Genomic DNA, 25,848 nt, shown 5'->3' with positions numbered 1-25,848 from the left:
GATCTCCCTTGGCGCCGCACGGCGCCCTTACAGCGTCCGCGCGATCAGCAGCTTCATGATCTCGTTCGTCCCGCCGTAGATGCGCTGGACGCGGGCGTCCTTGTACAGCTGGGCGATCGGATATTCGGTCATATAGCCGTAGCCGCCGAAGAGCTGCAGCATCTCATCGATGGTCTCGCCCTGGATGTCCGTCACCCAGTATTTGGCCATCGACGCCGTGGCGGCGTCCAGCTGGCCCTTCAGGTGCAGGCCGATGCAGTGGTCGACGAAGACCTTGGCCACGGTCAGCTTGGTCTTGATCTCGGCCAGCTTGAACTGGGTGTTCTGGAAGTCGATGACCCGCTTGCCGAAGGCCTTGCGCTCCTTGACGTAGGCCAGCGTCTCCTGAAGTCCGCGCTCGGCGGCGGCCACGCCCTGAACGGCGATGTTCAGACGCTCTTGCGGCAGCTGCTGCATCAGCTGGACGAAGCCCTGACCCTCGGTGTCGCCGATGACGTTCTCCAGCGGAACCTTCACATCGTTGAAGAACAGCTCGGAGGTGTCGTTCGCCTCCATGCCGATCTTGTGCAGGTTGCGGCCGCGCTCGAAGCCCTCGGCCCCGTCGGTTTCGAGGCAGATCAGACTGGTGCCCTTGGCGCCTTCGGCCGGGTCGGTCTTGGCCACCACGATGATGAAGTTGGCCAGCTGGCCGTTGGTGATGAAGGTCTTGGAGCCGTTCAGGACATAGTGGTCGCCCTGCTTCACGGCGGTGGTCTTCACCCCCTGCAGGTCGGACCCGGCGCCCGGCTCGGTCATGGCGATGGCGCCGACCAGTTCGCCCGACTGCAGGCGCGGCAGCCAGCGCGCCTTCTGCTCGGCCGTGCCGTAGTGCCAGATGTAGGGCATGACGATCGCGTTGTGCAGCGAGATGCCGAAGTGGTCCGCGCCCTTCCAGCCCAGCTGGCGCATCAGCACGACTTCATGACGATAGTCGCCGCCGAAGCCGCCGTCTTCTTCCGGCAGCGACAGGCCCAGCAGGCCCGCTTCGCCCGCCGCGTTCCACAGCCCGCGCGGCACCGAGGATTCGGCGATCCACTGCTGGAACTTCTCCTGCGGGGCGTGCTCGTCGATCCACTTGGCGACGGAGTCGGAGAAGAGGACGATCTCCTCTTCCTTCATGAAGTCGGGTTCGGGGCTGCCTAGGACGTTCATGGGGTGTTTCCTGCTGACGCGGGCGGTCTGCGCCGCCCTTCTGCAATAAAGAAAAGGCCTCTCCTGCCGTGGCGAGAGAGGCCCCTGGGTCAGAAGCGGATCAGAACGCCTCGGCGGGCATCTGCATCAGCACCTCGGCGCCGGACTTCAGCTTCTTCAGGTGCGCCCCGGCGTCGGGCAGGATGCGCTCGACGAAGTAGCGGCCGGTCATCAGCTTGTTGGCGTAGTAGGGATCGGCGTCCCCGGCCGCGATCTTCTCTTGCGCCGCCTTGGCCATCTGCGCCCACAGGAAGGCGTAGGCCGTCAGGCCGAAGATGTGCAGATAGTCGGTCGAGGCGGCCGCCGCATTGTCCGGGTTGGCCATGCCGTTCTGCATCAGCCACATGGTGGCCTCCTGCAGCTTCTTCTTGGCGTCGGCCAGGCCCTCGACGAAGGGCTTGATCGCCTCGTCGTCGCCGCTCTCGGCCACGAAGGCGTCGATGTCGGCGAACCAGCTCATGATGGCGCGGCCGCCGTTTGCGGGCAGCTTGCGGCCGACCAGATCTAGCGCCTGGATGCCGTTGGTGCCTTCATAGATCATGGTGATCCGCGCATCGCGCAGATACTGCGAAGCGGGGAAGTGTTCGGTGTAGCCCGAACCGCCGTGAACCTGCATCGCCAGCGAGGCGACGTGGAAGCCCTTGTCGGTCAGATAGGCCTTCAGCACGGGCGTGATCAGGCCCATGTAGTCCTTGGCCTTGGCGGCGACGGCTTCATCGGCGGCCTTTTGCAGGTCGGCCTGCAGGGCGGTCCACAGGATGAAGGCGCGGCCGCCTTCGACGAAGGCCTTGGCTTCCAGCAGCATGCGGCGCACGTCCGGGTGGACCATGATCGGGTCGGCCGGGCCGTCCGGGTTCTTCGGTCCGGTCAGGCTGCGGCCCTGCAGGCGGTCGTTGGCGAACTCGACGGCGGCCTGATAGGCGGCGTCGCCGATGGCCAGACCCTGCAGGCCGGTGCCCAAGCGGGCCTCGTTCATGACCACGAACATATTGTTCATGCCGCGGCCTTCTTCGCCGATCAGCCAGCCCTTGGCGTTCTCATAGGCCATGACGCAGGTGGCGTTGCCGTGGATGCCCATCTTGTGTTCGAGGCCCGCGCAGGACACGCCGTTGCGCTCGCCCAGCGACCCGTCCTCGTTCACCAGGAACTTGGGCACCACGAAGAGCGACAGGCCCTTGATGCCCGGAACCGCGCCTTCGACGCGGGCCAGCACCGTGTGGATGATGTTGTCGGCGAAGTCGTGCTCGCCCGCCGAGATCCAGATCTTCTGGCCGGTGATCGAATAGGAGCCGTCGCCGTTCGGCACAGCCTTGGTGCGGACCATGCCCAGGTCCGTGCCGCACTGCGGCTCGGTCAGGTTCATGGTTCCGGTCCATTCGCCCGACGCCATCTTCGGCAGATACTTCTGCTTGATCTCGTCCGAGGCGCTGGCCTCGATGCCGTGGAAGGCGCCGCTGGTCAGGCCCGGATACATGGAGAAGGCGGCGCTGGCGGCGGCGGTGAACTGGCCCACCGCGCTGGACACGACCGAGGGCATGCCCTGACCGCCGAACTCGGTGCTGAAGCCCAACGAGGGCCAGCCGGCCTCGACCATCTGGTGATAGGCTTCCTTCCATCCCTTCGGCGTCGTCACCACGTCGCCCTGGATGTGACAGCCTTCCAGATCGCCGGGACGGTTGATCGGGGCGATGACCTCTTCGGCGAACTTGCCGCCTTCCTCGACGATCTGGTCGATCAGGTCGCGCGACAGGTCGGCGTCGGGCAGCTGGTTGCCGTAGCTCTCGACCTTCAGAACCTCATGCAGGACGAAGGACAGGTCGCGGACGGGCGCCTTGTAGCTCATGGGATCAGGCTCTCGCTTTGAAGGTCAGGAATTGATCGTCGGGATCGTTGAGACGCTCGCTCAGCAGGCTGGCGTAGGCCTCTGCGCCCGGCAGAAGGTCGGGACGGTGTTCTGTCAGCTTGGACTCCATCCAGGCGCAGGCGGCCTCGGCCGTCTCGATGGCGCCTTCGATGTCCTCGAGCTGCTGTTTCAGCGCCTGTATGCGGGCGCGATGGCGCGGCAGGGCGATGGCCATCTGATGGACGTTGTGGTCCTTCTGGTCATACAGATCCAGCATCTCCTGGATCTCGACCAGGGTGAAGCCGATGCGTCGGCCGCGCATGATCAGCTTCAGCCGGGCGCGGTCGCGCGGGCCGTAGACCCGCGTCTGACCCTTGCGCGACGGCGTCAGCAGGCCCTTGTCTTCATAGAAGCGCAGCGCGCGCGCGGTCGCGCCGAACTCGCGGCACAGCTGCCGGATGGAATAGGTGCGATGTTCGTCAGCAATCGGCATGACGACTTCATAACTTGACGCGGACGTAAAGGGAAGCTTTTCGCGCGCCGGGCTACGAAGTTGTGAACGAGCGGGCGAGGGGGCGTCGGCGGACAAAAGCTAAAAGGCCGCGACCGGGGACGGGTCGCGGCCTCTGTATTTGCGGGCCCTCAGGGGGAGGGGGAGAAGCGGACCCGCAAACCTTTAAGCGATGCGGCGGCTCAGCGGCGACGCAGCCACAGCACCGGCGCCGTGATGGCGATGAGGAAGACGTTGGTCAGGCTCAGGCCCAGGTCCAGGCCGAAGGCGTGCACGCCCAGGGCGATGCTCTCCAGGATCAGCAGGCCCGCCGCTGCGGTCAGAAGCAGGGGGCGGCCGAACCGCCATGAGACCAGCGGCGCCAGAACCATGGCGGCCAGGATGATCTCGGCGACGCCCAGGCCGCGCACGAAGGCCTCGCTGGCCGCGGCGGGCCACTGCATCAGGACGATCAGATTCTCCATCGGCTCGGACAGCTTGGCGTAGCCGGCGGCGATGAAGAACATGGCGATCCAGCCCTGAAAGGTCCAAAGCGCGATGTTCAGATAGTCGGCGCGGGCGCGCGCCTGGTGGGTGTTCAAGGTGGTCGTCGTCATGGCCGTAACCGTTAATTCGCAACAGTCACAAGATCAGTTGCAGGGTTCCGATTTGCAAGCGGCTGAAACAATCTGTGATCACGGTCGGAGAACGACGTGGCGACAGCAGGGCCGAAACCACAATTCCTCGTAACCCAGCCGGGATCATCCGCCTCTACGCCCGGGCGGATTTCGAGTCAACGCTCGATGACATCAATTGATGACTTAAGGGCGCGGCTTCACAATATCCGCCCATTCCCGCCTGGGCGGGGCGAGGGGGACCTCAAAGACGCCAGGCCGCCTTCGCCGCCTCCAGTCGGGCCAGCTTGGCCTGCAGCGGGGCCCAGTCGTCGGCCGTGTCGATGGCGCTCCACAGGGCCTCGACCTCGTCGATCAGCATCTCTTCCGGCTCGGGCGCGGCGAACATCGGATGCTCCAGCCGCTCGGGCCGATCGGGCTCATGCTCCATCAGGGCGAAGCGGAAGGCGTCGAAGGTCTCGCCCTGATAGGTCTTGCCGCGCACCCCGCCCAGCGCCCGCGCCGCCGAGCTGAACCCGCCGAACCAGTCGAAGAAGAGCGGCTCCCAGCGCAGGGTCTCCTTCTTCTCGCGCGCCAGCGCCAGCGTGGCGTCCAGCAGCCGCTGGTCCGCCGCCTCGCCCAGGCTCTGCACGCCCAGCCGGTTCAGGAAGGCCGCCCGCAGATGGCGGATATAGGCCGGGCCGAAGGCGTTCAGCGCCGCCGCCAGCGGTTCGGGCTCGGCGATCAGCTTCAGGCACCCGGCCAACTGGGTCAGGTTCCAGAACACCGCCTCGGGCTGGCGCGCGAAGGCGTAGAGGCCGTTCTGGTCGAAATAGGCGGCGGTGAAGCCCGGCTCATAGTGCGGCAGGAAGCGCCACGGGCCGTAGTCGAAGCTCTCGCCCGTGACGTTCAGATTGTCGGTGTTCAGCACCCCGTGGACGAAGCCCGCCGCGATCCACTTCGCCGTCAGCGCTGCCGAGGCCTCGACCACCGCCCCCAGGAAGCCCGCCGCGTCGCCCGCCGCGACCGCCGGATGATACAGGCTGCGGGCGTGCTCCATCAGCGCCTCGATCTGATCCTTGCGCCCATAGTAGGCGGCGCGCTGGAACGTCCCGAACCGGATGTGGCTGTGCGACAGCCGCACCATGACGGCCGACCGCGTCGGCGACGGCTCGTCATGTCGCTCAAGGTCTTCGCCCGTCTCGATCAGCGACAGGATGCGGCAGGTCGGCACGCCCAGGCTGTCCAGCATGGCCGCCGCCAGCGCCTCGCGCGCGCCGCCCTTCAGCGTTAGCCGCCCGTCTGCATGACGCGACCACGGCGTCTGGCCCGAGCCTTTGGTGCCCAGGTCGAGAAGGCGGGGATTTTGAGTGTCCCTATCGCCTCCCTCGCGGAGGGAGGCTGCTTGAGGGGTTTCCCGCATCTGCGCGGCCAGGAACCCGCGTCCGTCGCCGATGTCGGGGTTGTAAACGCGGAACTGATGGCCGTGGTAGCGCATGGCCACGCCGCCGGGCTGGCCGGGCAGGGGCTCGAACCGGCCGAAATGGGCGATCCATTCGGCGTCGCTCAGCGTCTCTAGCCCGACCTCGGCCGCCGCCCGGTCGTTGCGCAGGCGCAGGATCGTCTGCGGGAAATCGGCCGCCTGCACGGGGTCGCCGTAGTCGGCGCCCAGGTCGAAGAAGCGGGGTTCGGGGCGATAGGCGGGGGAGACGGGCATGGGCGGCAGATGCGCCTTCGCCGCGCATTTCGCAACTGCGAGCCCGATCGGGCCGATCAGGCTTGAACCTTCGTCGCCGATCCGTATTTTCTCCCGCAGATATCAGGTCTCGCGTGAACCGATCCCGAGGCCAGGCCGGCGCCGCCCTGCGCGCGAATCCGGTCCGGCGTCCGTCGATAACCTGACGCCACGACAGACCATCTCATTGTTTCGGAGACCTTCGTGGCCAGAAAATTCACGCTCGCCTTTCTCAAGACCGAGGCCGGTTCCGGGGCCGTCCTGGGCCTCGCCGCCGTCGCCGCCCTGATCGTCGCCAACTCGCCCCTGTCGGCCGACTATTTCGCCTGGCTCAAGAGCGTCCACGCCGTCCAGATCGGCCCGCTGCGGCTCGAAGAAACGGTCTCCGACTGGATCAAGGAAGGTCTGATGGCGATCTTCTTCCTCGTCGTCGGCCTGGAGATCAAATACGAGATCCTCAAGGGCGAACTGAGCAATCCCAAGAAGCTGGCCCTGCCCATCCTGGCGGCGCTCGGCGGCATGGCCGTTCCCGGCCTGGTCTACCTGGGCGTGGTCGGGGCGCTGGGCGGACCGACGCAGGGGTGGCCCATTCCCCTGGCCACCGACATCGCCTTCGCCTTGGCCGTCTTCGCCGTGGTCGGGCGCAATCTGCCGTCCTCCCTGCGCGTCTTCCTCTTGACCCTGGCCATCGTCGACGACCTGGGCGCCATCGCCCTGATCGCCATTCTGTTCAGCCAGGGCGTGCAGTGGATTCCGCTGCTGGCGGCGCTGGGCGTCATCGCCGTCTTCGCCGTCCTGGGGCGTCGCCGCATGGCGGCCGCCTTCTGGGTGCTGGGCTTCGGCGCCGTCTGGTATCTGACGGTGCTGTCGGGGCTGTCGACCTCGCTGACCGCCGTGGCCTTCGCCCTGATCGTGCCGGTCGAGCCGCGCCGCGAGACCTCGCAGAGCCCGCTCAAGGACGCCATGCACGACCTGCACCCCTATGTGGCCTATCTGGTCCTGCCCCTGTTCGCCTTCGCCAAGGCGGGCGTCTCCTTCGCCGGCCTGTCGCTGGAGCAGGCCTTCGCGCCTCTGGTCATCGCCATCGCCTTGGGTCTGTTCATCGGCAAGCAGATCGGCGTCTTCGGCGTGGCCTGGCTGGCGGTGAAGTTGGGCCTGGGCGACAAGCCGTCGGGCGCGGGCTGGATGCAGCTCTACGGCGTCAGCCTGCTGTGCGGCATCGGCTTCACCATGAGCCTGTTCATCGGCGTCCTGGCCTTCCCCGGCGCGGTGGACTCGCCCGAACAGATCGAGGTCAAGCTGGGCGTCATCGGCGGATCGGTGCTGTCGGCCGTCATGGCGGCGACGATTCTGGCGCTCGCCGAGGCGGGGCGAAAGAAAAGACGCGACGCGAAATCAGTCGCTTCGGCTATCTGAACGACGATAACATTGACCTAACGTCAGTATATTTGTCTCTTTATCGCCACAGGTGAGGCGGGCTTGGGTGAAATTATCGTTCTCCAAGTGGCCTCTCCTTGTCGGTGACTCGACCATAGACTACCCCTTTTGAATGAGAATTCGCGTCGTTCAATGAGCGCGGGTCATCAGGGACAGGAATCGCGCACGGCCGCGAATGCGGTCGGGCCCATAGAGTCGGGGAGCCGCCTTATGCGTTTGAACCACATCCTCCGCTGCACCGCTTCGGTCGCCGTCGTCGGCGTCGCAGCCTTCGGTCTTGTCGGCGCCGCCGCCGCTCAGGACGGACCGACCACGGTCGACGACATCATCGTCACCGCCCAGAAGCGCGAACAGAGCCTGCAGGACGTGCCGATCGTGGTGACGACCCTGTCGCAGGAGGCGCTGGACGGCGCCGGGGTCCGCGACATCAAGGATCTGCAGATCCTGACGCCGGGCATGACCGTCACCTCGACCCAGTCGGAAACCGCCACCACCGCCCGCATCCGCGGCGTCGGCACCGTCGGGGACAACCCCGGCCTGGAGAGCTCGGTCGGCGTGGTCATCGACGGCGTCTACCGCTCGCGCAACGGCGTCGGCTTCGGCGATCTGGGCGAGCTGAGCCGCATCGAGGTGCTGAAGGGGCCGCAAGGCACCCTGTTCGGCAAGAACACCTCGGCCGGCGTCATCAACATCATCACCGAGGCGCCGTCCTTCACGCCAGGCTTCAGCGCCGAGGCCACCTACGGCAACTTCAACGCCTGGGGCCTGGCCGGCTCGATCACCGGCCCGATCACCGATCAGATCGCCGGCCGCCTCTATGTGGCCAAGCGTCAGCGTGACGGCTTCTACGACGTCGTCACCGGCCCCGGCCCGCGTCAGGAGCAGGACGACCAGAATCAGGACTTCTGGACCGCGCGCGGCCAACTGCTGATCCTGCCTTCGGACGACGTGTCGATCCGCCTGATCGCCGACTACTCCAAGCGCGACGAATACTGCTGCGTCTCGACCCAGGTCCGCACCGGCCCGACCTACGGCATCATCACGGCCATCGGCGGCCAGCAGACGCCGCCCGCGCCCGGCTTCGGCAAGCTGCCCTTCTCGCGCAAGGCCTACGCCAACCGCGGCACCGGGCAGGAAATGGAGGACATGGGCCTCTCCGCCGAGGCCAACATCGACATCCCGTCGTGGAACGCCACCTTCACCTCGCTCAGCTCCTGGCGGAACTGGTCGGGCGTCAACGGCATGGACCTCGACTACACCACCGCCGACCTGCTCTATCGCGTGGACGACGGCGGCTACGGCTTCGAGCTTGAGAACCTGACCCAGGAGTTCCGCCTGGCGGGCGCTACCGACCGCCTGGACTGGCTGGTCGGCGCCTTCCTGACGCGCGAAAGCATCGCCCGTGAGGACAGCTATTGGTACGGCGCGGGCTACACCCCCTATATGTCGCTGCTGCTGGGATCGCGGCTGAACCTGACCAATCCGGCCGCCGTGAACTGCGTGACCGGGGCTGGCGCCACGCCGATGGGCATCGTCGGTTGCCTGACCGGGGCGACCGCTCCGACCGGGCCGGGCTTTGGCGTCGGTCAGGGCGTGAAGGACCACTACAGCCAGCGCACGGAATCCATCGCCTTCTTCACCAACAACACGGTGAAGCTGACCGACAAGTTCGACGTCACCCTGGGTCTGCGTTACTCGAATGACCACAAGCGCCTGCTGGGCGTTCAGGACAATGTGGGCACGAACGGCGCGGCTTGCGGCGGCGCCCTGGGCAACGCCGGCGCGATCGGCGGCGCCATCGGCATCGCGAACCCCACGCTGACGCCCGCGCAGATTCAGGCCCTGGCCTCGACCCTGGTCGGCACCATCTGCCTGCCCTGGGCCAACCCCCAGTTCGACAATCGCCGCATTTCGGAATCGAACAACGGCGGCGAGTTCTCGGGTACGATCAAGGGCAGCTATCGCTTCAACGACAGCGTCATGGGCTACGCCTCCTACGCCCACGGCTACAAGTCGTTCGGCTACAACATGGATCGGGTGCAGGCGGGCGTGACGCCGACCTCGTCGCTCTACTTCCCGTCCGAGACGGTCAACAGCTATGAAATCGGGCTGAAGAACACCCTGTTCAACCGCTCGGTGCTGCTGAACCTCACCTACTTCAATCAGAAGTTCGAGGACTTCCAGCTCAACACCTTCCTGGGCACGGCCTTCGTGGTGGAGTCCATCCCCGAGGTCACGACCGAGGGCGTCGACGCCGACTTCGTCTGGTTCACCCCGGTCGAGGGCCTGTCCTTCTCGGGCGGCGTGACCTACGCCGACACCAAATATGGCAACTTCGTCGCCTCGGACCTGACCAACCCGGCCAACTTCCCGCAGCTGTCCCTGCTGCCGGGCGCCCGCGCCTCGTTCGCGCCGGAATGGTCGGCGACGGCCTCCATGGCCTTCGACCGTTCGATCGGCGCGGGGCTGAAGCTGGGCCTGAACCTGTCGGCCAAATACTCGACCGAGTTCAACACTGGCTCCGACCTGCTGCCCTACAAGATGCAGGACGCCATGACCCTTGTGAACGGCCGCATCACTCTGGGCGCGGAAGACGAGAACTGGGCGCTGGACATCTGGGGCCAGAACCTGACGGACGAGGAGTATATGCAGGTGGCCATCAACGCCCCGCTGCAGGGCTCGGCCTTCCAGACCACGGTCCAGCCGAACGGCACCTACTACAGCCCGGCCGGCGACACCCAGACCTACAACGCCTTCATGGGCCAGCCGCGCACCTACGGCATGACCCTGCGCGTCCGCTACTGATCCAGCGCGACGTTTGAGAGTCTGAGGGCGGGTCGGAGTAGTCCGGCCCGCCCTTTGCTTTTGGCGGGACCGCGTGGGACGGAGGGGCCCAATCCCGCTCACCCCGGCGGGCGCCGGGGCCCAGTGTTTTGGCCTCAGAACGCCTCCATAATCAGGCAGGGTCGGCGACGGGCTGACGGGATCCCGGCGTCCGCCGGATGAGCGGCTATCGAACGCGACCGCCATACGAAAAAGCCCCCGGCCGCATGACCGGGGGCTTTTCCTCATTCAACCGCGAGCCGGCCGCCTCACTCCGCCGGGGTGTGGTTTTCCCCCGCCAGTCTCCGCTGCCCGGCGAACATCCGGTTCAGCATGCGCCGCCCGAAGCCGGCGATGTCGTCGATGATGGTGAACACCGCCGGGATATAGAGCAGCGACAGGAAGGTCGAGGAGATCAGCCCCCCCACCACGGCCACGGCCATGGGCGAGCGGAACTCCACGTCGGCGCCCCAGCCGATGGCGATGGGCACCATGCCCGCCCCCATGGCGAAGGTGGTCATCAGGATCGGCCGCGCCCGCTTGTGGGCGGCGTCCATGATGGCGGCGAAGCGGCTCAGCCCGCTCTTCTCGGCCATGATGATGTAGTCGACCAGCAGGATGGAGTTCTTGGCCGCGATCCCCATCAGCATCAGCACCCCGATCAGGGCCGACATGGAGAAGCTCTTGCCCGCGATCACCAGGGCGATGAAGGCGCCCCCGATGGCCAGGGGCAGGGCCGCCATGATGGTGACCGGATAGGCGAAGCTTTTGAACAGCAGGGTCAGCACCGCATACATCAGCAGAATGCCCGACAGGAAGGCGATGCCGAAGCCCACCAGCATCTCCTGGATGAACTCGGCGTCCCCGGCGGGCACCTGGCGCACGCCCGTCGGCAGGTTCTTCACCGAGGGCAGCTTGTTGACCGCCTGGCCCGCCGCGCCGGTGGTGATGCCGTCCAGCTCGGCCGAGATGGAGGCGATGCGCGAGCGGTCCTGACGGCTGACCGTGGCCGGACCGGCGCCGAACTCGATGTCGGCCACGGCGCTCAGCGGCACGGCGGCCCCTGAGGCGGTCGGCACGCGCAGCGTCTCCAGCACGTTCAGATCCTCACGCGCGGCTTCAGTCAGCTGCAGGCGAATGGGGATCTGCCGGTCGCCCAGATTGTACTTCGGCAGGTTCTGGTCGATGTCGCCGATGGTGGCGACGCGCACGGCCTGGGAGATGGCCCCGGCCGAGACGCCCAGCAGCGCCGCCTCATCCGGGCGCGGCGTGACCAGGATTTCCGGCCGGGCGATGGCGGCGGTGTTGACGATGTTGGCCAGGCCCGGCACCCCGCGCATCTCTTCCTCGACCTTGCGGGCTGCGGCTTCCAGCACGACCGGATCATCGCCCAGGATGGAGAAGGTGTAGCTGGTGCCGTCGCCTGGTCCGCCGCCCTGCTGGGCGATGCCGGCGCGGATGCGGGCGCCGGGGATCTGCTTCATCTCATCGACCATGACGCGGGCGAAGGCCTGCTGGCTCAGCTCGCGCTTACCCTTGGGCACCATGTCGGCGTAGACATTGGCCTGGTTCACCGACTGCCCGCCGATGGCGGCGTAGACCGAGGTGACCTCGGGCCGGGCGTTCAGCTTCTGCGTCACCTGCTGCACCACGACATCGGTCTGGTGCAGGGTGGAGCCGGGCGGCAGTTCGATCTGGAAGGCCGCGCGGCCCTCGTCTGCCGGCGACATGAACTCGAACGACATCTTGGCCGCGATCGACAGGCCGATGGAGCCGAACAGGAAGGCCCCGCCCATGATGAAGACGATCCAGCGATGGCGCAGGCACCACTTCAGCGAGCGCAGATAGCCCCCCATCCAGAAGGGATCCTTGTCCTCGTGGTGGGTGTGCTTGAGCATGTAGGCCGCCATCAGCGGCGTCAGCAGACGCGCCACCACCAGGGAGAAGAAGACGCTGATGCAGGCGGCCAGGGCGAAGGCTTTGAAGAACTGGCCGATGATGCCGGGCATGAAGCCCACGGGCGCGAACACGGCGATGATGGTGCCGGTCGTGGCCACGACGGCCAGGCCGATCTCATCGGCGGCCTCGAAGGCGGCGTCATAGGGCGGTTTGCCGTCGCGCATGTGGCGGACGATGTTCTCGATCTCCACGATGGCGTCGTCGACCAGGATGCCGATCGTCAGCGACAGCGCCAGCAGCGTCACCACGTTCAACGACTGGTCCATCGGCCCCAGGATGGCGAAGGTCGGAATCAGCGACATCGGCATGGCCGTCGCCGCGATCAGGGTCGCCCGCCAGTCGCGCAGGAATATCCACACCACGATGACCGCCAGGACCGCGCCCAGAATCAACGCCTCCAGTGAGGCGAGGTAGGATTCCTCGATGTATTTCACGCTCGAGGTGACCTGTTCGATGGTCAGTTCGGGATGGGCCTCGTCGATCTTCTCGACCTCGGCGCGGACCTTTTCGGAGACCTTGACCTCGCTGGCCTCGCGCGAGCGCAGGAAGTTGAAGGTCACGGCCTCCTGGCCGTTGTAGCGGGCCAGGCGGCGCGGTTCGCTCCACTTGTCGACCACCGCGCCCAGGTCGCCCAGGCGTACGTTCTTACCGTCGCCGACAGGCACCAGGGTCTCGCGCAGCTGCTCCACCGAACCGGCGGCGCCCAGGGTGCGCACGGCGCGCTCCGAACCCGCGATGGTGACGCGACCGCCCGGCAGGTTGTTGTTGACGTTGGTCAGGGCCTGGCTGACCTGGGCCGCCGTCACGCCGTAGGCGCTGAGCCGCTGCGGATCCAGTTCGACGCGGATTTCGCGGTCCACCCCGCCGGAGCGGTTGACCTCGCCGACGCCGCCCAGCGCCAGCAGGGCGCGGCTCATCTCATTGTCGATGAACCAGCTGATCTGCTCGGGCGTCATCGTCTCCGAGCGCACGACATAGGTGATCAGGGCGTCGCCGGTGATGTCGATGCGCTGGACCGTCGGCTCCTGCATGTCTTGGGGCAGGCTGGCGCGCACCCCGCTCATGGCGTTGCGGACGTCGTTGGTGGCGCGCTCGGTGTCGGTGCCCAGTTCGAACTCGATGGTGGTCGAGGACACCCCGTCCGAGACGTTGGAATAGATGTGGCGCACGCCCGACAGGCCGGCGATCGAATCCTCGATCACGCGCGTGACCTGCACCTCCATCTCGGTCGGGGCGGCGCCGGGGCGCGCGGCCGTGACCGCGACTAGGGGAAAGTCGATGTCGGGGTTGTTGTTGATCCGCATCCCGGCGAAGCCGGTCACGCCGCCCAGCGTCAGCAGCAGGAACAGCAGGATGATGGGGATGGGGTTCTTGATCGCCCAGGCGGAAAGCTGATTCATGGCCGGGCCTTATTTCTTGGCGGGCGCTTGGGCGGGGGCGGCGGCCGGAGGCGCTGCGGGCGCAGCGGCGCGCGGCGCGGCCACTGTCACCTTGTCGCCGTCGTTCAGGAAGCCGGCGCCGGCCACCACGACGCGGACGCCCGCGTTCAGCCCCTCGACCGAGGTCTGGTCGTCGCGCCGCGACAGCACCGTCACCGGCACGAAGCGCACCGAGGAGTCGGCGTTCAGCACGAACACCCCTGACTTGTTGCTGCGGTAAAGGACCGCGTCCGTCGGCACCACGGTCGCCGGTCGGGCGCCCGCCTCGATGGCGGCGCGGGCGAACATGCCGGGTTTCAGCGCGCTGCCGGGCGCCAGGCTGATGCGCGCCAGGCCGAGGCGGGTCTGCGGATCGACTTCGGGCGTCACGATGCGGACCGTGCCGGTGGTCGAACCGGCCTGGCTGGAGGTGACGGCCGCGCTCTGACCGGCCTGGATCAGCGGCAATTCGGTCTCGGGCACCTGGGCGTCCAGCTCCAGACGGCCGTCGCGCACCATGCGGAACAGTTCGGTTCCGGCGCTGATGATCTGGCCCTTGGTGACGCTGCGGCTGATGATCAGGCCGCTGACCGGCGCGCGGATGGTGGCCTGGGACAGGCGAGTCTGGGTCTCGGCCAGGGCGGCCTGGGCCGAGGCCAGATTGGCCGCCGAGGCCCGCTGATTGGCCAGGGCCGTGTCCAGCGACGCCTGGCTCAGGAAGCCGCGCGTCTTCAGCTCCTGCGCACGGCCCAGGGCGGCGTCGTCGCGGGCGACGTTGGCCTCGGCCGTCTGCACCGCCGCCTGCTGCTGGCGCACCTGGGCGCGCAGCAGGACGTCGTTCATCTGCACCAGCGGCTGGCCCTGACGGACATAGGAGCCTTCATCGACATAGAGGGTCGTCGCCGTCAGTCCGCCGGTCTCGGCGCCGACCGGCACCTCTTCCCAGGCCGAGACGGTGCCCGAGGCGACCACGGTGCGAGGCAGGGCGACCGAGGTCGCCGTCGTCGCGCTGACGGTCTGGCGCGAGGCGCCGTCCTTCTTGTCCTTTTCGTCCCCGTGTCCGCCGCAGGCGGCCAGGGTCAGACTTGAAGCCAAGGCGAGAGCCAGGCTGACGTTCAGCCGGGCCGGAAAGCGTCGAGAGATCGCCACGTGCGGATATCCTGGGAGGTTGAGCGTACAGTCAGGCGCGCGCCAACCTTCTGTCCGGCGTCGCGGGCATAGCAACGCTGTTTACCCGTTCGGCGATCCGCGCTCAAACGACTCATTCGCAATTACTGCGATGTAATCTGCAACCGAAATGGGTTCTGACTGTGCGGGCGGCCGAGGTGCGATCAGGGGCGGACCCGATCCGGCAAGGCGGCGACCTCAGCCGCGCTCAGGGCCTTGACGATACGGACGCGGCAAGGACCGTTGACGCCCGACATGCCGCGCACGTTCAGGTTCGCCCAGTCGCCGGCGCACAGGCGTGACTTGCCGGCGCTTTGCGGGCGAATGGTAAGGGCCGTGGCGAAGTCCATGTCCTGACAGATGCCGGCCGCCTGGGCGTGATAGATGCGTCCGCGACCCGTGTCGAAATAGATGTTGGTGCGATCATCCGAGCGGAAGTTGCGGACCTGATCGGCATAGAAGCAGGGGGCCGCCGTCGACGAGGCCGTCTGCACGGTGGAGGCGCCGCCGTTCCTCTGGGGCGCGCAGGCTGCGACGCCCAGGCTCAGCGCCAGGCTCAAGGCCGTGATCTTACAAGCGGCGAAGGGAATGCGGCGAGCCATGGCGAATCCTTTGTCGATCGTTGGTATGCAACCCTAGTGGTCTTCAGCGACATTGTCATGACGCGCAGGGCTCAGACGATGCCCATGGTCGAGCTGAACGGGAGATGACCGTCCCATGATCAGCGCCGCCAGATGCTCGCCCAGCAGGGGGGCGACGCAGAAGCCGCGCGAGCCCAGCCCCGTCAGGACGTACAGACCGGCTTCGCTCCAGGCGCCGCACAGCGGCAGGCGGTCGGGCGTCGTGGCCCGCACGGCGACCCGGCGGCCGCGCGCCTCGGCGGGGGTCTGATCCACGGCCTCGGCGAGGGCGGGCAGGGCGGCGGCCAGGGTCGCCTGGTTGCGGGCGCTGGCCGCATCGGAGGCCTCGGGCGTCTTCACGCCCCGGTCGTGGGTGGCGCCGTATAGCATCCCGTTTCCGGTCGGCGCGGCGTAGCCGCCCCAGGCGACGGGCAGAGGCGGCGGCGTCCCTTCGATCCAGTCCGCCTGTCCCGCCACCGGCGACAACGGCAGGTCGGGCATGAGCCGCGCCGATCCCCAGCCCGCCGCCAGCACCACGGCGTCCGCCTCGGCCAGCACGTCGCCGTCCTCGCCCTTCACGCGCCAGCCGTCTGTCGTCGCCTCCAGCGCGGCCGCGCGTCCCGCCGCCCGTTCGGCGCCCGCCAGCCACGGCTCCAGTATGGCGCTGGAGCGCGTCGCCAGGGCCTGGCCCATCATCAGACCGCCGCGCGTCGTGGGTTCGCCCAGGCGCTCGGCGCAGGCGGCGGGGTTCAGCCGCTGCATGGCGCCCTCGGGCCACAGGGGCTGGGCCGCGATCTTGTCGAAGCGGGCGGCGTCGCGCGGAGCCTGCTCCAGTTGCAGCACCCCTTCGGCGACGACGGCGCCGGGCAGGGCGCGGTACAGGCTTCCCGCTCGCTCCAGCGCTTGGGCGTGGAACCCGGCGATGAAGGCGTCGCCGGCATCCAGCCTCGGCGTGACCAGCGACGCGGGAAAGCCCGAGGCCCCCGCGCCCGCCCGCTCGGCCTCGACGACCGTGACGCGCGCGTCCTCGGCGATCAGGGCGCGGGCGACGGCGGCCCCGGCGATCCCGGCGCCGATCACGGCGACATGGCGGGGGCGCTCCGTCGGCGCCTCGCCCGCCATGCGCGCCTCCAGCCGTTCGCGCTTCCTGCCGTGGCCGGGCTTCTTCTCGACGGTGAAGCCGTACTCGGCCAGGCCGCGCCGCACGGCTCCGGCGACGGTGAAGGTGGCCAGCCGCGCGCCGGGGTTGGAGCGCGCCGCGACGAGGGCCAGAATCTCGGGCGACCACATGCCGGGGTTCAGCGCGGGCGAGAACCCGTCCAGGAACCAGGCGTCGGCCGGTCCCGACCATTGGTCCAGCGCCCAGCGGGCGTCGCCGACGGCCAGGTCGATCGTCGCCCCCCACTGCGGCAGGTCCAGCCGATGAAAGCCGGACGTCCCGGCGGGCCAGGCGTCCAGCACCCCGGCGGCCGTTTCGGCCAGCTCGGGCCAGGCGGCCAGGGCGCGCGCGGCCTCATCGCGCGTCAGCGGGAAACCTTCGATGGAGAAGACCTTAAGCCGCGCCCCGTCCGCGCGCGTGCGCCGCCACAGGTCCAGCAGGGCGACGATGTTCAGCCCGGTGCCGAAGCCCAGCTCGCCGACGGTGAAGGCGGATCGCCCGGACCAGGCCTCGGGCAGGCCGCAGCCCTGCAGGAAGACCGCGCGGGTCTCGGCTAGGCCGTCGTCCTTGGAGAAATAGACATCGCCGAATCGCCCGGAACGGGGCGAGCCGTCGTCGGCCCACAGCAGTTGGGGCGAGGCGTCGTCGGAGGGCGGTGCGGCGGTCATGGCGGGGGTCTATCGGGCCGCGCCGCCGGACGAAAGCCGCCCTGCCTGGAAAGCGGGCATGAAAAAGGGGCCGTCCGTGAGGACGACCCCTTTCCGCATCGCGATCCGAAGACCGCGATCCAAGACGTAAGTCTTAGTGAGCGGCAGCCGGAGCAGCCGGAGCAGCGGCCGGAGCGGCAGCGGCGTCAGCGGCCGGAGCAGCAGCGGCGTCGGCAGCCTTGGTGGCTTCGCCGGCAGCTTCGCCAGCGGCGGCGGCGGCGTCGGTGGCGGCGGCGTCAGCCGTAGCAGCGGCGTCGGCAGCGGTGTCGGCGGCGGCGGTGGCGTCGGCGGCGGCGTCTTCAGCCTTGTCCGTGGCGGCCGGTTGGCAAGCAGCCAGGGCCAGAGCGGCGGCCGAAGCGGCGATCAGAGCGGTGATGCGCATAGGTTTCTTCCTTCAGAAGGTAAAAGCGAGACCATGAACCTCGCTGAGGAAGTGATAACGGCTTCGTGAGCGGGAGTGCAAGCGATTTCTCACGCGTTCGTGAAGACAACTTGAGGCAGGCCGGATTCAGCCCCGAAATTCAAGGGTTGTCCGGAGGAACGGGACGCGGCGCCGTCGGGTCCATGGGGTCGGGCGGAGTCGGCTCGTTCGGATCGGGCGGCAGGGTCGGGGGCGTGGGGACGGGGATCGCGTCGCCTGGCGGCGGGGTCGCCGTTCCCGTCGAATCGGGCGCAGGCGCGGGACTGACCGGAGGCGCGGCGGCTGCGGGCGCGGGGTCGGCCAGGGGGGCGGGCCGTTCGGGCGCCCGTTCGTTGCAGGCGGCGGTCAGCATCAGAATCGACAGGCCGCCGAGCGCGGCTGCGAAATGGGCGGGACGGCGGGTGAGACGCACAGGCATGGGACGGCTCCAGGCGTAGGGCCGCGCACGCGGCCGTGATCCTGAGAGAACCGTCGTGAACGCTCCGTGTTCCGAAGATCGCCGAAGGGCGTCAGGCGTCCATCGGCGCGGCGGCCAGGGCTTCTTCCATTTCGGTGAAGGACGGCTGGGCGGTCGAGGGGATGTCGCCGCGGCCGATCTCGACCGAGATCTGGGCCGCGTTGCCGTGCAGGTGGGCCACCAGCACCGACTGGATGATCTTGTAGTAGGCGCCTTCCTCTTCGACGATGGCGTTGAGGCGCGAGGCGAACGGCCCGACCAGGCCATAGGCCAGGAAGACGCCCAGGAAGGTGCCGACCAGGGCGCCGCCGATCATGCCGCCCAGCACTTCCGGCGGTTCGGTGATCGACCCCATGGTCTTGATGATGCCCAGCACGGCGGCGACGATGCCCAGGGCGGGCAGGCCGTCGGCCAGGGTTTGAAGCGCGTGGGCCGGGGCCAGGGCCTCGTGGTGGTGCTTCTCCAGCTGCTTCTCCATGGCGTCCTCGATCTGGTGCGGATCCTCGAGGTTCATGGTCATCATCCGCAGGGTGTCGCAGATGAAGTCGGTGGCGAAGTGGTCCTTCAGCACCTTGGGATATTTCTGGAAGATGGCGCTTTCGGCCGGCTTTTCGATGTGGCTTTCCAGGGCGATCACGCCCTTGGACTTCATCGTCTTGGTCAGCTGGAACAGCAGGCTGAGCAGATCCTTGTAGTCCTGCTTCTTCCACTTCGGCCCGGCGAAGCACTTGCCCAGGCCGCCCAGGGTGGCCTTGATCACCGGCAGGCTGTTGGAGATCAGGAAGGCCGCGATGCCCGCTCCGAAGATGGCCATGAGCTCATAGGGCAGCGAATAGAGGATCGTCGCCATCTTGCCGCCGTGCAGCAGGAAGCTGCCGAACACCATGGCGAACAGCATGACGATGCCGATGATCTGGAACATGAGGCGAGCAGGCGTCCTGGAGCCGAAGGGTTAGGACGCCGTTATCGGCGTTAATGCTTAAGGCCGCGTTTCGCGAATCCCGGTTCGGGACGAAAACGCGAGATGGGCGACGCTAGAGCATATAGGGGCCCCACATGAAGACGACGGCCCCGAAAACGCCCAGGGCCGTGACGGCGGCGGCCAGCCCCATCGCGACGACGGTCAGTCGCTGGAGGCCGCGGCGGGCGCTGCGTCCTGCGCGCCAATAGGCTTCGAACAGGGCCAGGGGAATGAGATAGGCGCCGAACTGCAGTACGACGTCGGCCGGGCCGGACAGGGTCTTGTTCATGCCGAGGCCGCCCGTGGCGATGGCCCAGGCCATCAGTCCCACCCGCAGGAACCAGACGCCGTTGACCGCCAGAAAGGCGCGCATCGCCCATCGTCGATGCGCCTCGAAGTCCCGTCGAACGGCCGTGCGCCAGGCCAGGGCGGCGAAGATCAGGATCAGCGCCCCGTCCACCGAGACCGCGACGGCCGATATGAGCGACAGATAGGTCTCTCGCCCCCAGGTCAGCCACAGGCCGCCGACCGCCATGACGACGGCCGTCATCAGGAAGACGCGCCCGTTCCAGCGATGGAGGGCCGGCGCCCGGCGCCGCAGGGCCGGAATCAGCTGTATCAGTCCGCCCAGGGTGACGACCGCCGCCAATAGGACGTGGATGGCGAACATCACATTCCCCACGTCGTCGCCGGGCGCATAGCCCTTGATCAGTGGCTTGTCGTTCCAGCCGGCGAAGTCCCCGATCAGGGTCCGCCGTCCGAAATGGGCCAGGATCATCCAGACGAAGGCGGCCTGGCCGATCGCGGCGACGCCGAACCAGATCACGCCGGATCGCCGCAGCAGGCTTGCGTCCGATCGCGCGCGGATCGGGGGGCTTGCGGTTTTCGATATCGTCACGTCCTGTGCGTCCCTGGTTCGTTTGAGGTGATCCGGGCTGTGAGCGGTTTGGCCGTCGCGATCTCGCCGATTTGGAAATCGGCCATGGATTTTCCCTTGCGCCGGCGCGGAAAGGTTCAGTCATGAGCGCCGACGGCTTGATGGCGTCGTCGCGCGCCGGGTCGCGCCTGTCGGAGCTGACGCTGTACGGCGGTCTTTTCGCTACGGCGGCGGGGGCCTTCTGTCTGGCGCAGGTCATGGGCCATCGCTTCGGCATGGCGTCGGAAGCGGTCGCCGTGCTGGGCGACGCCACCTGCGGCTGGTCCTGGCTGTTGGTCCGCGCCCTGTTCCAGCCGCCTCTTCCGGCCGGAGGCGCTCGCGCCCGGTGGCCCCTGCTTGTGGTTCTGGCCCTGGTGGGGGCGGGGGCTTTCCTGCGCCTGGCGCCGGATGTTTCAGCCGCCGGGCCGCGCATGGTGGACAATCTGAGCGGCCTGGTCAGCTCCGCCCTGCTGCTGCTCGCCGCCGTCGAGCCGCTCAAGCGGCTGGGGTCGGGCGTTTCCGCCTCGGAGCGCGGTTTCCGCATCGGCTTCGCCGTCGGCTATGCGGCGATCCTGGCGGTCGCCGTCGTCTGGGTGAACGGCGCGCCGGACGGGAGCTGGGCCGCGCTTCGGAGCGGCGAGATCAAGGCGGTCTGCGCCCTGATCGCCCTGGGCGGCATGGGCTTCGCCGTCTGGTGGCGTCGCCGCCGCCCGCTGACGACGGCCGTTCGCAGTCGCGCCCGGCCCCGGACCGATGCGGAGGCGGACCTGGGCGAGCGCATCCTGCGTCTGATGACCGAACAGGCGCTCTACGCCCAGCCCAACCTCAAGGTGTCGGATCTGGCGCAGCGTCTGGGCGAGGCGGAATACAAGGTCAGCCGCAGCATCGCCGGGCTGGGCTTCCGCAACTTCAGCCAGATGGCCAACCATTTCCGCATCGAGGAGGCGAAGCGGCGGCTGGCGGACCCCGCTCTGCGCCGCCTGCCGATCCTGACCATCGCCTATGACTGCGGCTTCGGGTCGATCGGCCCCTTCAACCGCGCCTTCAAGGCGCAGACCGGCGTGACGCCGCAGGCGTTTCGCGCGCGGGTCTAGAGCCGCGTCGCGCCGCTCAGGATCGCCTCGCGCGCCTTGGCGGTCAGCTTCTGATAACCAGCCTTGCCGCCGCGCACCCAGACGGGGCCGTCGACCTTGTCCGGGTCGAAGCCGTCGGCGACCAGATCGACCTTGCGGTATTTGAAGGTGCCGGTGGTGTCGGCCGACTTCAGCATCCGCACGAACACCGGCCGGGCGTAGGTCGGCAACTGCTCATCGGCCCAGGCGGCGAAGGCGGCTGCGTCGAACTTCTCGTCCAGCACCAGGCCGACCATGCCCGCCTTGCCTTCCTGGCCCGGCACCTCGACGCCATAGGCGATGACTTCCTGCACGCCCGGCGCCTCGGACAGGCGCTGTTCGACCTCGGCGGTCGAGACGTTCTCGCCCTTCCAGCGGAAGGTGTCGCCCAGACGGTCCATGAAATAGAGGTAGCCCTGACGGTCCTGGCGCATCAGGTCGCCGGTGCGGAACCAGCGGTCGCCCTTCTTGAACACGTCGGTCAGGATCTTCTTCTCCGAAGCCTTCTTGTCGGCGTAGCCCGAGAAGTCGTGGCGGATGTCGCTGCCGATCTGGCCGATGGCCTCGCCCGTCTCGCCGGTCAGCACCAGGCGGCACAGGCCGTCGTGGCCGCGCACCGGCTCGCCCGTCTCCGGGTCCAGGTCGATCAGGCGGATGTTGATCTGCGACTTCAGGAAGCCCGGCACGCGGCCGATGGCCCCAGCCTTGCCGTCGAAGTTGAACAGGGAGACGTTGCCCTCGGTCGAGCCGTAGAACTCAAGAATGTCCTTGATGCCGAAGCGGCTCTGGAACTCGGGCCAGACGTCGGGGCGCAGGCCGTTGCCGAAGGCCAGCCGCAGCTTGTGGCCCTTCTCGTCCGGGTTTTCGGGGCTGTTGATCAGATAGCGGCACAGTTCGCCGATGTAGACGAACATGGTCGCGCCGGTCGTCTTCACGTCGGGCCAGAAATGCGTGGCCGAGAAGCGCCGCCGCGTGATCATCCGCCCGCCGTTCAGCAGCACCGAGCCGACGCCGACCAGCCCCCCGGTCGAGTGATACAGCGGCAGGACGTTGAACAGGGCGTCCTTCGGCGTCGAGGCCGTGGCCCCGGCGAAGGCGCGCATATAGGTCCGCACCCGCGAATGCGGCATCCGCGCCGCCTTGGGCAGGCCGGTCGTGCCCGAGGTGTAGATGTACAGGGCCGTGTCGCGGTTGGTCATGCCCTGACGCAGCGAACGGTCGGGCCGTACGGACGATGCGCTGCGCACGGCGTTGTCCAGGTCGCGGCGCGCGTTGGTCTCGTTCTCTTCGCCCAGGCCGTGGACCCAGATCATCAGGTTGCGGTCGACCAGGCCGCGCGCGTCCTCGACCGCCTGCCAGCAGTCCTCGTCCGTCACCACGTTGAAGGCGGTCGAGATGGTCAGGCAGTGGGCCAGGGCCGCGCCGGTCAGATTGTTGTTGATCAGGGCGGTGGCCACCCCGACCTTGGAGAAGCCGAACCAGGCGGCCACGTATTCCACGCGGTTGTGCATCACCAGGGCGATGACGTCGCTGCGCTTCAGATTGCGGCTCTTGGCCCAGTTGGCGTAGCGGTTCGCCAGGGCCTCGAACTCGCGATAGGTCAGCTTGCGGCTCTCGTCCTCGACCGCGATGTTGGGGCCGAACCTGTCGACCGCCTCCTCGATGTCGTCACAGGCCAGGACGTCGCTGTCGAGCGTGATGGGCTTGATGCGCTTCAGAAGTCTGAACAGCCCGCCAGCGAACTTGATGTCACGCCGGATGTTTGCCGCCAGTCCCATGGGTGCGCCGCCTCTTCCCGATTGCCTTTGTCATGGTTGATGGACGGCGCGGGGCGGCGGGTCAACCGGCGGCGGAGACGCAGGCGGGGCCATTCGACAAAAAGGCAAGCTTTCGCGTCCTTTTCAATGACGTAGGGTCAAGTCGAAGGCCGACCTAAGGTCAAGCTGATCCGACGCTGATCGGCGGTTCCACACTGGATCGTCTACAGATGAAATCGGGCCCGCGCCTTCATGACTGATCAGGCGGACGTCGCATCTCATCGCGAGGCGGGCGTCACGCGCCAGACCGCGTCGCCCACGTCGTCTGCGACCAGCAGGGCGCCGCGTCCGTCTACCGCCACCCCGACCGGCCGCCCCATGGCCTCGCCCCTTGCGTTGCGGAAGCCGGTCAGCACGTCCTGCGGCGGGCCGTCCGGGCGGCCCTCGCGGAAGGGCACGAAGATGACCTTGTATCCGGACGGCGGGTTGCGGTTCCACGAGCCGTGCTGGCCGATGATCGCCCCGTCGCGCCACTGGGGCAGCAGCGCCCCCGTATAGAAGGTCAGGCCCAGCGAGGCCGTATGCGACCCCAGGGCGTAGTCGGGCTTGATCGCCCTGGCGACCATGTCGGGCCGGGCGGGCTGCACCCGTTCGTCGACATTCTGGCCGTAATAGCTCCACGGCCAGCCGTAGAATCCGCCGGGCGTGACCGAGGTCATGTAGTCGGGCACCAGATCGTCGCCCAGGGCGTCGCGCTCATTGACCGAGGTCCACAAACGCCCGTCCTGCGGATTCCAGGCCAGGCCGACCGGGTTCCGCAGCCCCGAGGCGAAGACGCGCCGTGCGCCCGTCGCCGCGTCGATCTCCAGAATGGCGGCGCGGTCGACCTCCTCGTCCAGCCCGTTCTCGCCGATGTTGGAGTTGGAGCCGACCCCGACATACAGCTTGGTCCCGTCCGCCGAGGCGATCAGGCTCTTGGTCCAGTGATGATTGCGTCCGGCGGGCAGGTCCGCGACCTTGACCGGCGTCGCGTCGATGCGCGTCCGGCCCGTCTGATAGGGGACCATGACCACGGCGTCGGCGTTGGCCACGTACAGCCGCTCTCCGACCAGGGCCATGCCGAAGGGCGAGGTCAGGCCGCTCAGGAAGACGGTCTTCGTCTCCGCCGTCCCGTCGCCGTCGGCGTCGCGCAGCAGGCTGATGCGGTCGGCGCTGGGGCGGTCGCCCGATCCCGCGCGCGCCATAACCAGCCCTTCGATCCAGCCGCGCAGGCCCCCCTTCTTCTCCTTCGGCTTGGCGGGCCCCTGGGATTCGGCGACCAGGACGTCGCCGTTGGGCAGGACGTAGAGCCAGCGCGGATGATCCAGCCCCGTCGCAAAGGCGTTCACCGCCAGGCCCGCCGCCGCAACCGGCGTCTGTCCCTGCGGCCAGCCGACGGCGCGGGCGATCTTCACGGTCGGCACGGCCTGGGGCTGGGGCGCCGGCAGGTTGGGCGCGGCGCCGAAACCGTCTGTTTCCGGCAGCACGCTTTCGGTCTCGCAGGCCGTCAGACCGAGCAGGGCGACGAGGGGCAGGGCCAGAAGAAGGGGGCGGCGAGGGGACATGGCGATCGTCCTGTGCGGTTCGGCCTCGACTATAACGCCTTTCAGGGGGGATCGCTCCTGCAACCCCTTTCCGTTGGAAGAGGATGGGCGTCCCCTTGAGCCGCATCATGCCGCTCCTTATCTGCCTTCCCCGAAGCCGGGAGGGGCTCCATGCCAGTCGTCATTTCCATCGAAGGTCTGACCAAGACCTACAAGTCCGGCCATCAGGCCCTGAAACGCGTCGATCTGGAGATCGAGAAGGGCGAGATCTTCGCCCTGTTGGGGCCGAACGGGGCGGGCAAGACGACGATGATCTCCATCGTCTGCGGCATCGTCACCCCGTCCAGCGGAACCATCACCGCCGACGGCCACGATATTCAGAGCGACTACCGCGCCGCCCGCACCAAGATCGGCCTGGTGCCGCAGGAGTTGACGACTGACGCCTTCGAGACCGTCTGGGCCACCGTGACCTTCAGCCGGGGCCTGTTCGGCAAGGCGCCGAACCCGGCCTATGTCGAGCAGATCCTTCGCGACCTTTCCCTGTGGGACAAGAAGGACGCCAAGATCATGACTCTGTCCGGCGGGATGAAGCGCCGCGTCATGATCGCCAAGGCCCTGAGCCACGAACCGGAAATCCTGTTTCTCGATGAGCCCACGGCGGGCGTCGACGTCGAGCTGCGCCGGGACATGTGGTCTCTGGTGCGCCGCCTGCGCGAGCGCGGCGTGACCATCATCCTGACCACCCACTACATCGAGGAAGCCGAGGAGATGGCCGACCGCGTCGGCGTCATCCTCAAGGGCGAACTGATCCTGGTCGAGAAGACCGCCGACCTGATGCAGAAGCTGGGCAAGAAGACCCTGACCCTTCAGCTTCAGGAGCCGCTGGCGGCCCTGCCGCCCGAACTGGCCGACTGGAACCTCACGCTGCAAGGCGACGGGACCGAACTGGAATACGTCTTTGATTCCAACGCCGAAAAGACCGGCGTCCCCTCCCTGATGCGCCGCCTGTCGGATCTCGGCGTCGGCTTCAAGGATCTCAGCACCCGCCAGAGCTCGCTCGAGGACATCTTCGTCGGCCTGGTCCATCAGGATCGGGAGGCCGCGTGATGAGCTTCAACGGATACGGAGTCTGGGCCATCTATCGCTTCGAGATGGCGCGGGCTTTACGCACCCTGTGGCAGTCGCTGGTGACGCCGGTTATCACCACCTCGCTCTATTTCGTCGTCTTCGGCGGCGCCATCGGCAGCCGCATGACCGAGGTGGACGGCGTGCCCTACGGCGCCTTCATCGTGCCGGGACTGATCATGCTCAGCCTGTTCACCCAGTCGATCTTCAACGCCTCCTTCGGCATCTACTTCCCCAAGTTCACCGGGACGATCTACGAGATCCTGTCCGCGCCCGTGTCGCCGCTGGAGATCGTGCTGGCCTATGTCGGGGCG

20 protein-coding genes are annotated in these 25,848 nt (G+C 67.8%); 5 read left to right on the top strand and 15 right to left on the bottom strand.

What is annotated here, in order from left to right; translation table 11 throughout:
* Positions 1 to 27: 27 nt before the first annotated feature.
* The 5 genes from BJP32_RS14265 to BJP32_RS14245 form a co-directional block, all read right to left on the bottom strand.
* The gene (locus BJP32_RS14265; protein WP_046651909.1) at positions 28 to 1,191 is read right to left on the bottom strand and encodes an acyl-CoA dehydrogenase family protein; all 1,164 of its coding nucleotides are present in this window, start codon (positions 1,189 to 1,191) and stop codon (positions 28 to 30) included.
* A 100-nt stretch (positions 1,192 to 1,291) separates the two neighbouring features.
* On the bottom strand, positions 1,292 to 3,073 hold the full coding sequence (locus tag BJP32_RS14260; RefSeq protein ID WP_046651908.1) for an acyl-CoA dehydrogenase C-terminal domain-containing protein: 1,782 nt from the start codon (positions 3,071 to 3,073) through the stop codon (positions 1,292 to 1,294).
* 4 nt (positions 3,074 to 3,077) lie between these two features.
* A complete protein-coding gene (locus BJP32_RS14255; RefSeq protein ID WP_046651907.1) occupies positions 3,078 to 3,566 on the bottom strand; it encodes a MerR family DNA-binding transcriptional regulator in 489 nt (162 codons plus the stop codon).
* A 200-nt stretch (positions 3,567 to 3,766) separates the two neighbouring features.
* Complete coding sequence (locus tag BJP32_RS14250; RefSeq protein ID WP_046651906.1) at positions 3,767 to 4,180, bottom strand: DoxX family protein; 414 nt, start codon at positions 4,178 to 4,180, stop codon at positions 3,767 to 3,769.
* Between the two features lie 262 nt (positions 4,181 to 4,442).
* Positions 4,443 to 5,894 (bottom strand): protein adenylyltransferase SelO family protein, encoded by a 1,452-nt coding sequence (locus BJP32_RS14245; protein ID WP_046651905.1) that lies wholly within the window; start codon positions 5,892 to 5,894, stop codon positions 4,443 to 4,445.
* A 222-nt stretch (positions 5,895 to 6,116) separates the two neighbouring features.
* Between BJP32_RS14245 and nhaA the strand changes: the two genes are divergently transcribed.
* Both nhaA and BJP32_RS14235 read left to right on the top strand, forming a co-directional pair.
* The gene (nhaA, locus tag BJP32_RS14240; RefSeq protein WP_046651904.1) at positions 6,117 to 7,328 is read left to right on the top strand and encodes a Na+/H+ antiporter NhaA; all 1,212 of its coding nucleotides are present in this window, start codon (positions 6,117 to 6,119) and stop codon (positions 7,326 to 7,328) included.
* A gap of 231 nt (positions 7,329 to 7,559) precedes the next feature.
* The gene (locus tag BJP32_RS14235) at positions 7,560 to 10,154 is read left to right on the top strand and encodes a TonB-dependent receptor (protein WP_046651903.1); all 2,595 of its coding nucleotides are present in this window, start codon (positions 7,560 to 7,562) and stop codon (positions 10,152 to 10,154) included.
* Positions 10,155 to 10,441: 287 nt separating this feature from the next.
* Here the strand turns inward: BJP32_RS14235 and BJP32_RS14230 are convergent, their stop codons facing one another.
* The 8 genes from BJP32_RS14230 to BJP32_RS14195 all read right to left on the bottom strand — a co-directional run bounded on the left by BJP32_RS14230 (position 10,442) and on the right by BJP32_RS14195 (position 19,867).
* Positions 10,442 to 13,531 carry an efflux RND transporter permease subunit gene (locus BJP32_RS14230; RefSeq protein ID WP_076224597.1) on the bottom strand — a complete coding sequence of 1,030 codons (3,090 nt, stop codon included), beginning with the start codon at positions 13,529 to 13,531 and terminating at the stop codon, positions 10,442 to 10,444.
* Positions 13,532 to 13,540: 9 nt separating this feature from the next.
* Entirely contained in the window at positions 13,541 to 14,698 is a 1,158-nt protein-coding gene (locus BJP32_RS14225) for an efflux RND transporter periplasmic adaptor subunit (protein WP_076224595.1), read from the bottom strand.
* A gap of 182 nt (positions 14,699 to 14,880) precedes the next feature.
* A complete protein-coding gene (locus tag BJP32_RS14220) occupies positions 14,881 to 15,318 on the bottom strand; it encodes a DUF6491 family protein (protein WP_076224593.1) in 438 nt (145 codons plus the stop codon).
* Between the two features lie 33 nt (positions 15,319 to 15,351).
* Positions 15,352 to 17,163, bottom strand: a complete 1,812-nt coding sequence (gene mnmC / locus BJP32_RS14215) for an FAD-dependent 5-carboxymethylaminomethyl-2-thiouridine(34) oxidoreductase MnmC (RefSeq protein ID WP_076224591.1) — start codon at positions 17,161 to 17,163, stop codon at positions 15,352 to 15,354.
* Between the two features lie 133 nt (positions 17,164 to 17,296).
* Entirely contained in the window at positions 17,297 to 17,584 is a 288-nt protein-coding gene (locus BJP32_RS14210; RefSeq protein ID WP_052747950.1) for a hypothetical protein, read from the bottom strand.
* 139 nt (positions 17,585 to 17,723) lie between these two features.
* Complete coding sequence (locus tag BJP32_RS14205; protein WP_003163894.1) at positions 17,724 to 18,041, bottom strand: hypothetical protein; 318 nt, start codon at positions 18,039 to 18,041, stop codon at positions 17,724 to 17,726.
* Between the two features lie 91 nt (positions 18,042 to 18,132).
* Positions 18,133 to 19,002, bottom strand: coding sequence for a flagellar motor stator protein MotA (gene motA, locus BJP32_RS14200; protein ID WP_003163893.1), 870 nt, complete (start codon positions 19,000 to 19,002; stop codon positions 18,133 to 18,135).
* Between the two features lie 112 nt (positions 19,003 to 19,114).
* Positions 19,115 to 19,867, bottom strand: coding sequence for a DUF2306 domain-containing protein (locus BJP32_RS14195; RefSeq protein ID WP_233126853.1), 753 nt, complete (start codon positions 19,865 to 19,867; stop codon positions 19,115 to 19,117).
* A gap of 194 nt (positions 19,868 to 20,061) precedes the next feature.
* Between BJP32_RS14195 and BJP32_RS14190 the strand changes: the two genes are divergently transcribed.
* The gene (locus BJP32_RS14190) at positions 20,062 to 21,051 is read left to right on the top strand and encodes an AraC family transcriptional regulator (protein WP_003163891.1); all 990 of its coding nucleotides are present in this window, start codon (positions 20,062 to 20,064) and stop codon (positions 21,049 to 21,051) included.
* Here BJP32_RS14190 and BJP32_RS14185 read toward each other — a convergent pair.
* Positions 21,048 to 22,847, bottom strand: a complete 1,800-nt coding sequence (locus BJP32_RS14185; RefSeq protein ID WP_076224588.1) for a long-chain-acyl-CoA synthetase — start codon at positions 22,845 to 22,847, stop codon at positions 21,048 to 21,050. The genes BJP32_RS14190 and BJP32_RS14185 overlap by 4 nt on opposite strands.
* A 257-nt stretch (positions 22,848 to 23,104) precedes the next feature.
* Positions 23,105 to 24,430 (bottom strand): sorbosone dehydrogenase family protein, encoded by a 1,326-nt coding sequence (locus BJP32_RS14180; RefSeq protein WP_076224586.1) that lies wholly within the window; start codon positions 24,428 to 24,430, stop codon positions 23,105 to 23,107.
* Positions 24,431 to 24,580: 150 nt separating this feature from the next.
* On the opposite strand from BJP32_RS14180, the gene BJP32_RS14175 reads away from it, so the two are divergent.
* Both BJP32_RS14175 and BJP32_RS14170 read left to right on the top strand, forming a co-directional pair.
* Positions 24,581 to 25,516, top strand: a complete 936-nt coding sequence (locus BJP32_RS14175; RefSeq protein ID WP_003163886.1) for an ABC transporter ATP-binding protein — start codon at positions 24,581 to 24,583, stop codon at positions 25,514 to 25,516.
* On the top strand, positions 25,516 to 25,848 hold a 333-nt coding region (locus BJP32_RS14170), incomplete at its 3' end, for an ABC transporter permease (RefSeq protein ID WP_158043314.1). The genes BJP32_RS14175 and BJP32_RS14170, both read left to right, overlap by 1 nt.

Origin of the sequence: Brevundimonas sp. ZS04, from assembly GCF_001956865.1 — a bacterium.
In the GTDB taxonomy this organism is placed as follows: domain Bacteria; phylum Pseudomonadota; class Alphaproteobacteria; order Caulobacterales; family Caulobacteraceae; genus Brevundimonas; species Brevundimonas diminuta.
Note: the sequence above shows the minus strand (reverse complement) of the source record. Positions and strands in the feature narration are given on the sequence as shown.

Coding starts and splice junctions, on each gene's coding strand:
- BJP32_RS14265 (WP_046651909.1), bottom strand. CDS start 1,191: ATGAACGTCCTAGGCAGCCCCGAACCCGACTTCATGAAGGAAGAGGAG.
- BJP32_RS14260 (WP_046651908.1), bottom strand. CDS start 3,073: ATGAGCTACAAGGCGCCCGTCCGCGACCTGTCCTTCGTCCTGCATGAG.
- BJP32_RS14255 (WP_046651907.1), bottom strand. CDS start 3,566: ATGCCGATTGCTGACGAACATCGCACCTATTCCATCCGGCAGCTGTGC.
- BJP32_RS14250 (WP_046651906.1), bottom strand. CDS start 4,180: ATGACGACGACCACCTTGAACACCCACCAGGCGCGCGCCCGCGCCGAC.
- BJP32_RS14245 (WP_046651905.1), bottom strand. CDS start 5,894: ATGCCCGTCTCCCCCGCCTATCGCCCCGAACCCCGCTTCTTCGACCTG.
- BJP32_RS14235 (WP_046651903.1), top strand. CDS start 7,560: ATGCGTTTGAACCACATCCTCCGCTGCACCGCTTCGGTCGCCGTCGTC.
- BJP32_RS14230 (WP_076224597.1), bottom strand. CDS start 13,531: ATGAATCAGCTTTCCGCCTGGGCGATCAAGAACCCCATCCCCATCATC.
- BJP32_RS14220 (WP_076224593.1), bottom strand. CDS start 15,318: ATGGCTCGCCGCATTCCCTTCGCCGCTTGTAAGATCACGGCCTTGAGC.
- mnmC (WP_076224591.1), bottom strand. CDS start 17,163: ATGACCGCCGCACCGCCCTCCGACGACGCCTCGCCCCAACTGCTGTGG.
- BJP32_RS14210 (WP_052747950.1), bottom strand. CDS start 17,584: ATGCGCATCACCGCTCTGATCGCCGCTTCGGCCGCCGCTCTGGCCCTG.
- BJP32_RS14205 (WP_003163894.1), bottom strand. CDS start 18,041: ATGCCTGTGCGTCTCACCCGCCGTCCCGCCCATTTCGCAGCCGCGCTC.
- motA (WP_003163893.1), bottom strand. CDS start 19,002: ATGTTCCAGATCATCGGCATCGTCATGCTGTTCGCCATGGTGTTCGGC.
- BJP32_RS14190 (WP_003163891.1), top strand. CDS start 20,062: ATGAGCGCCGACGGCTTGATGGCGTCGTCGCGCGCCGGGTCGCGCCTG.
- BJP32_RS14185 (WP_076224588.1), bottom strand. CDS start 22,847: ATGGGACTGGCGGCAAACATCCGGCGTGACATCAAGTTCGCTGGCGGG.
- BJP32_RS14180 (WP_076224586.1), bottom strand. CDS start 24,430: ATGTCCCCTCGCCGCCCCCTTCTTCTGGCCCTGCCCCTCGTCGCCCTG.
- BJP32_RS14175 (WP_003163886.1), top strand. CDS start 24,581: ATGCCAGTCGTCATTTCCATCGAAGGTCTGACCAAGACCTACAAGTCC.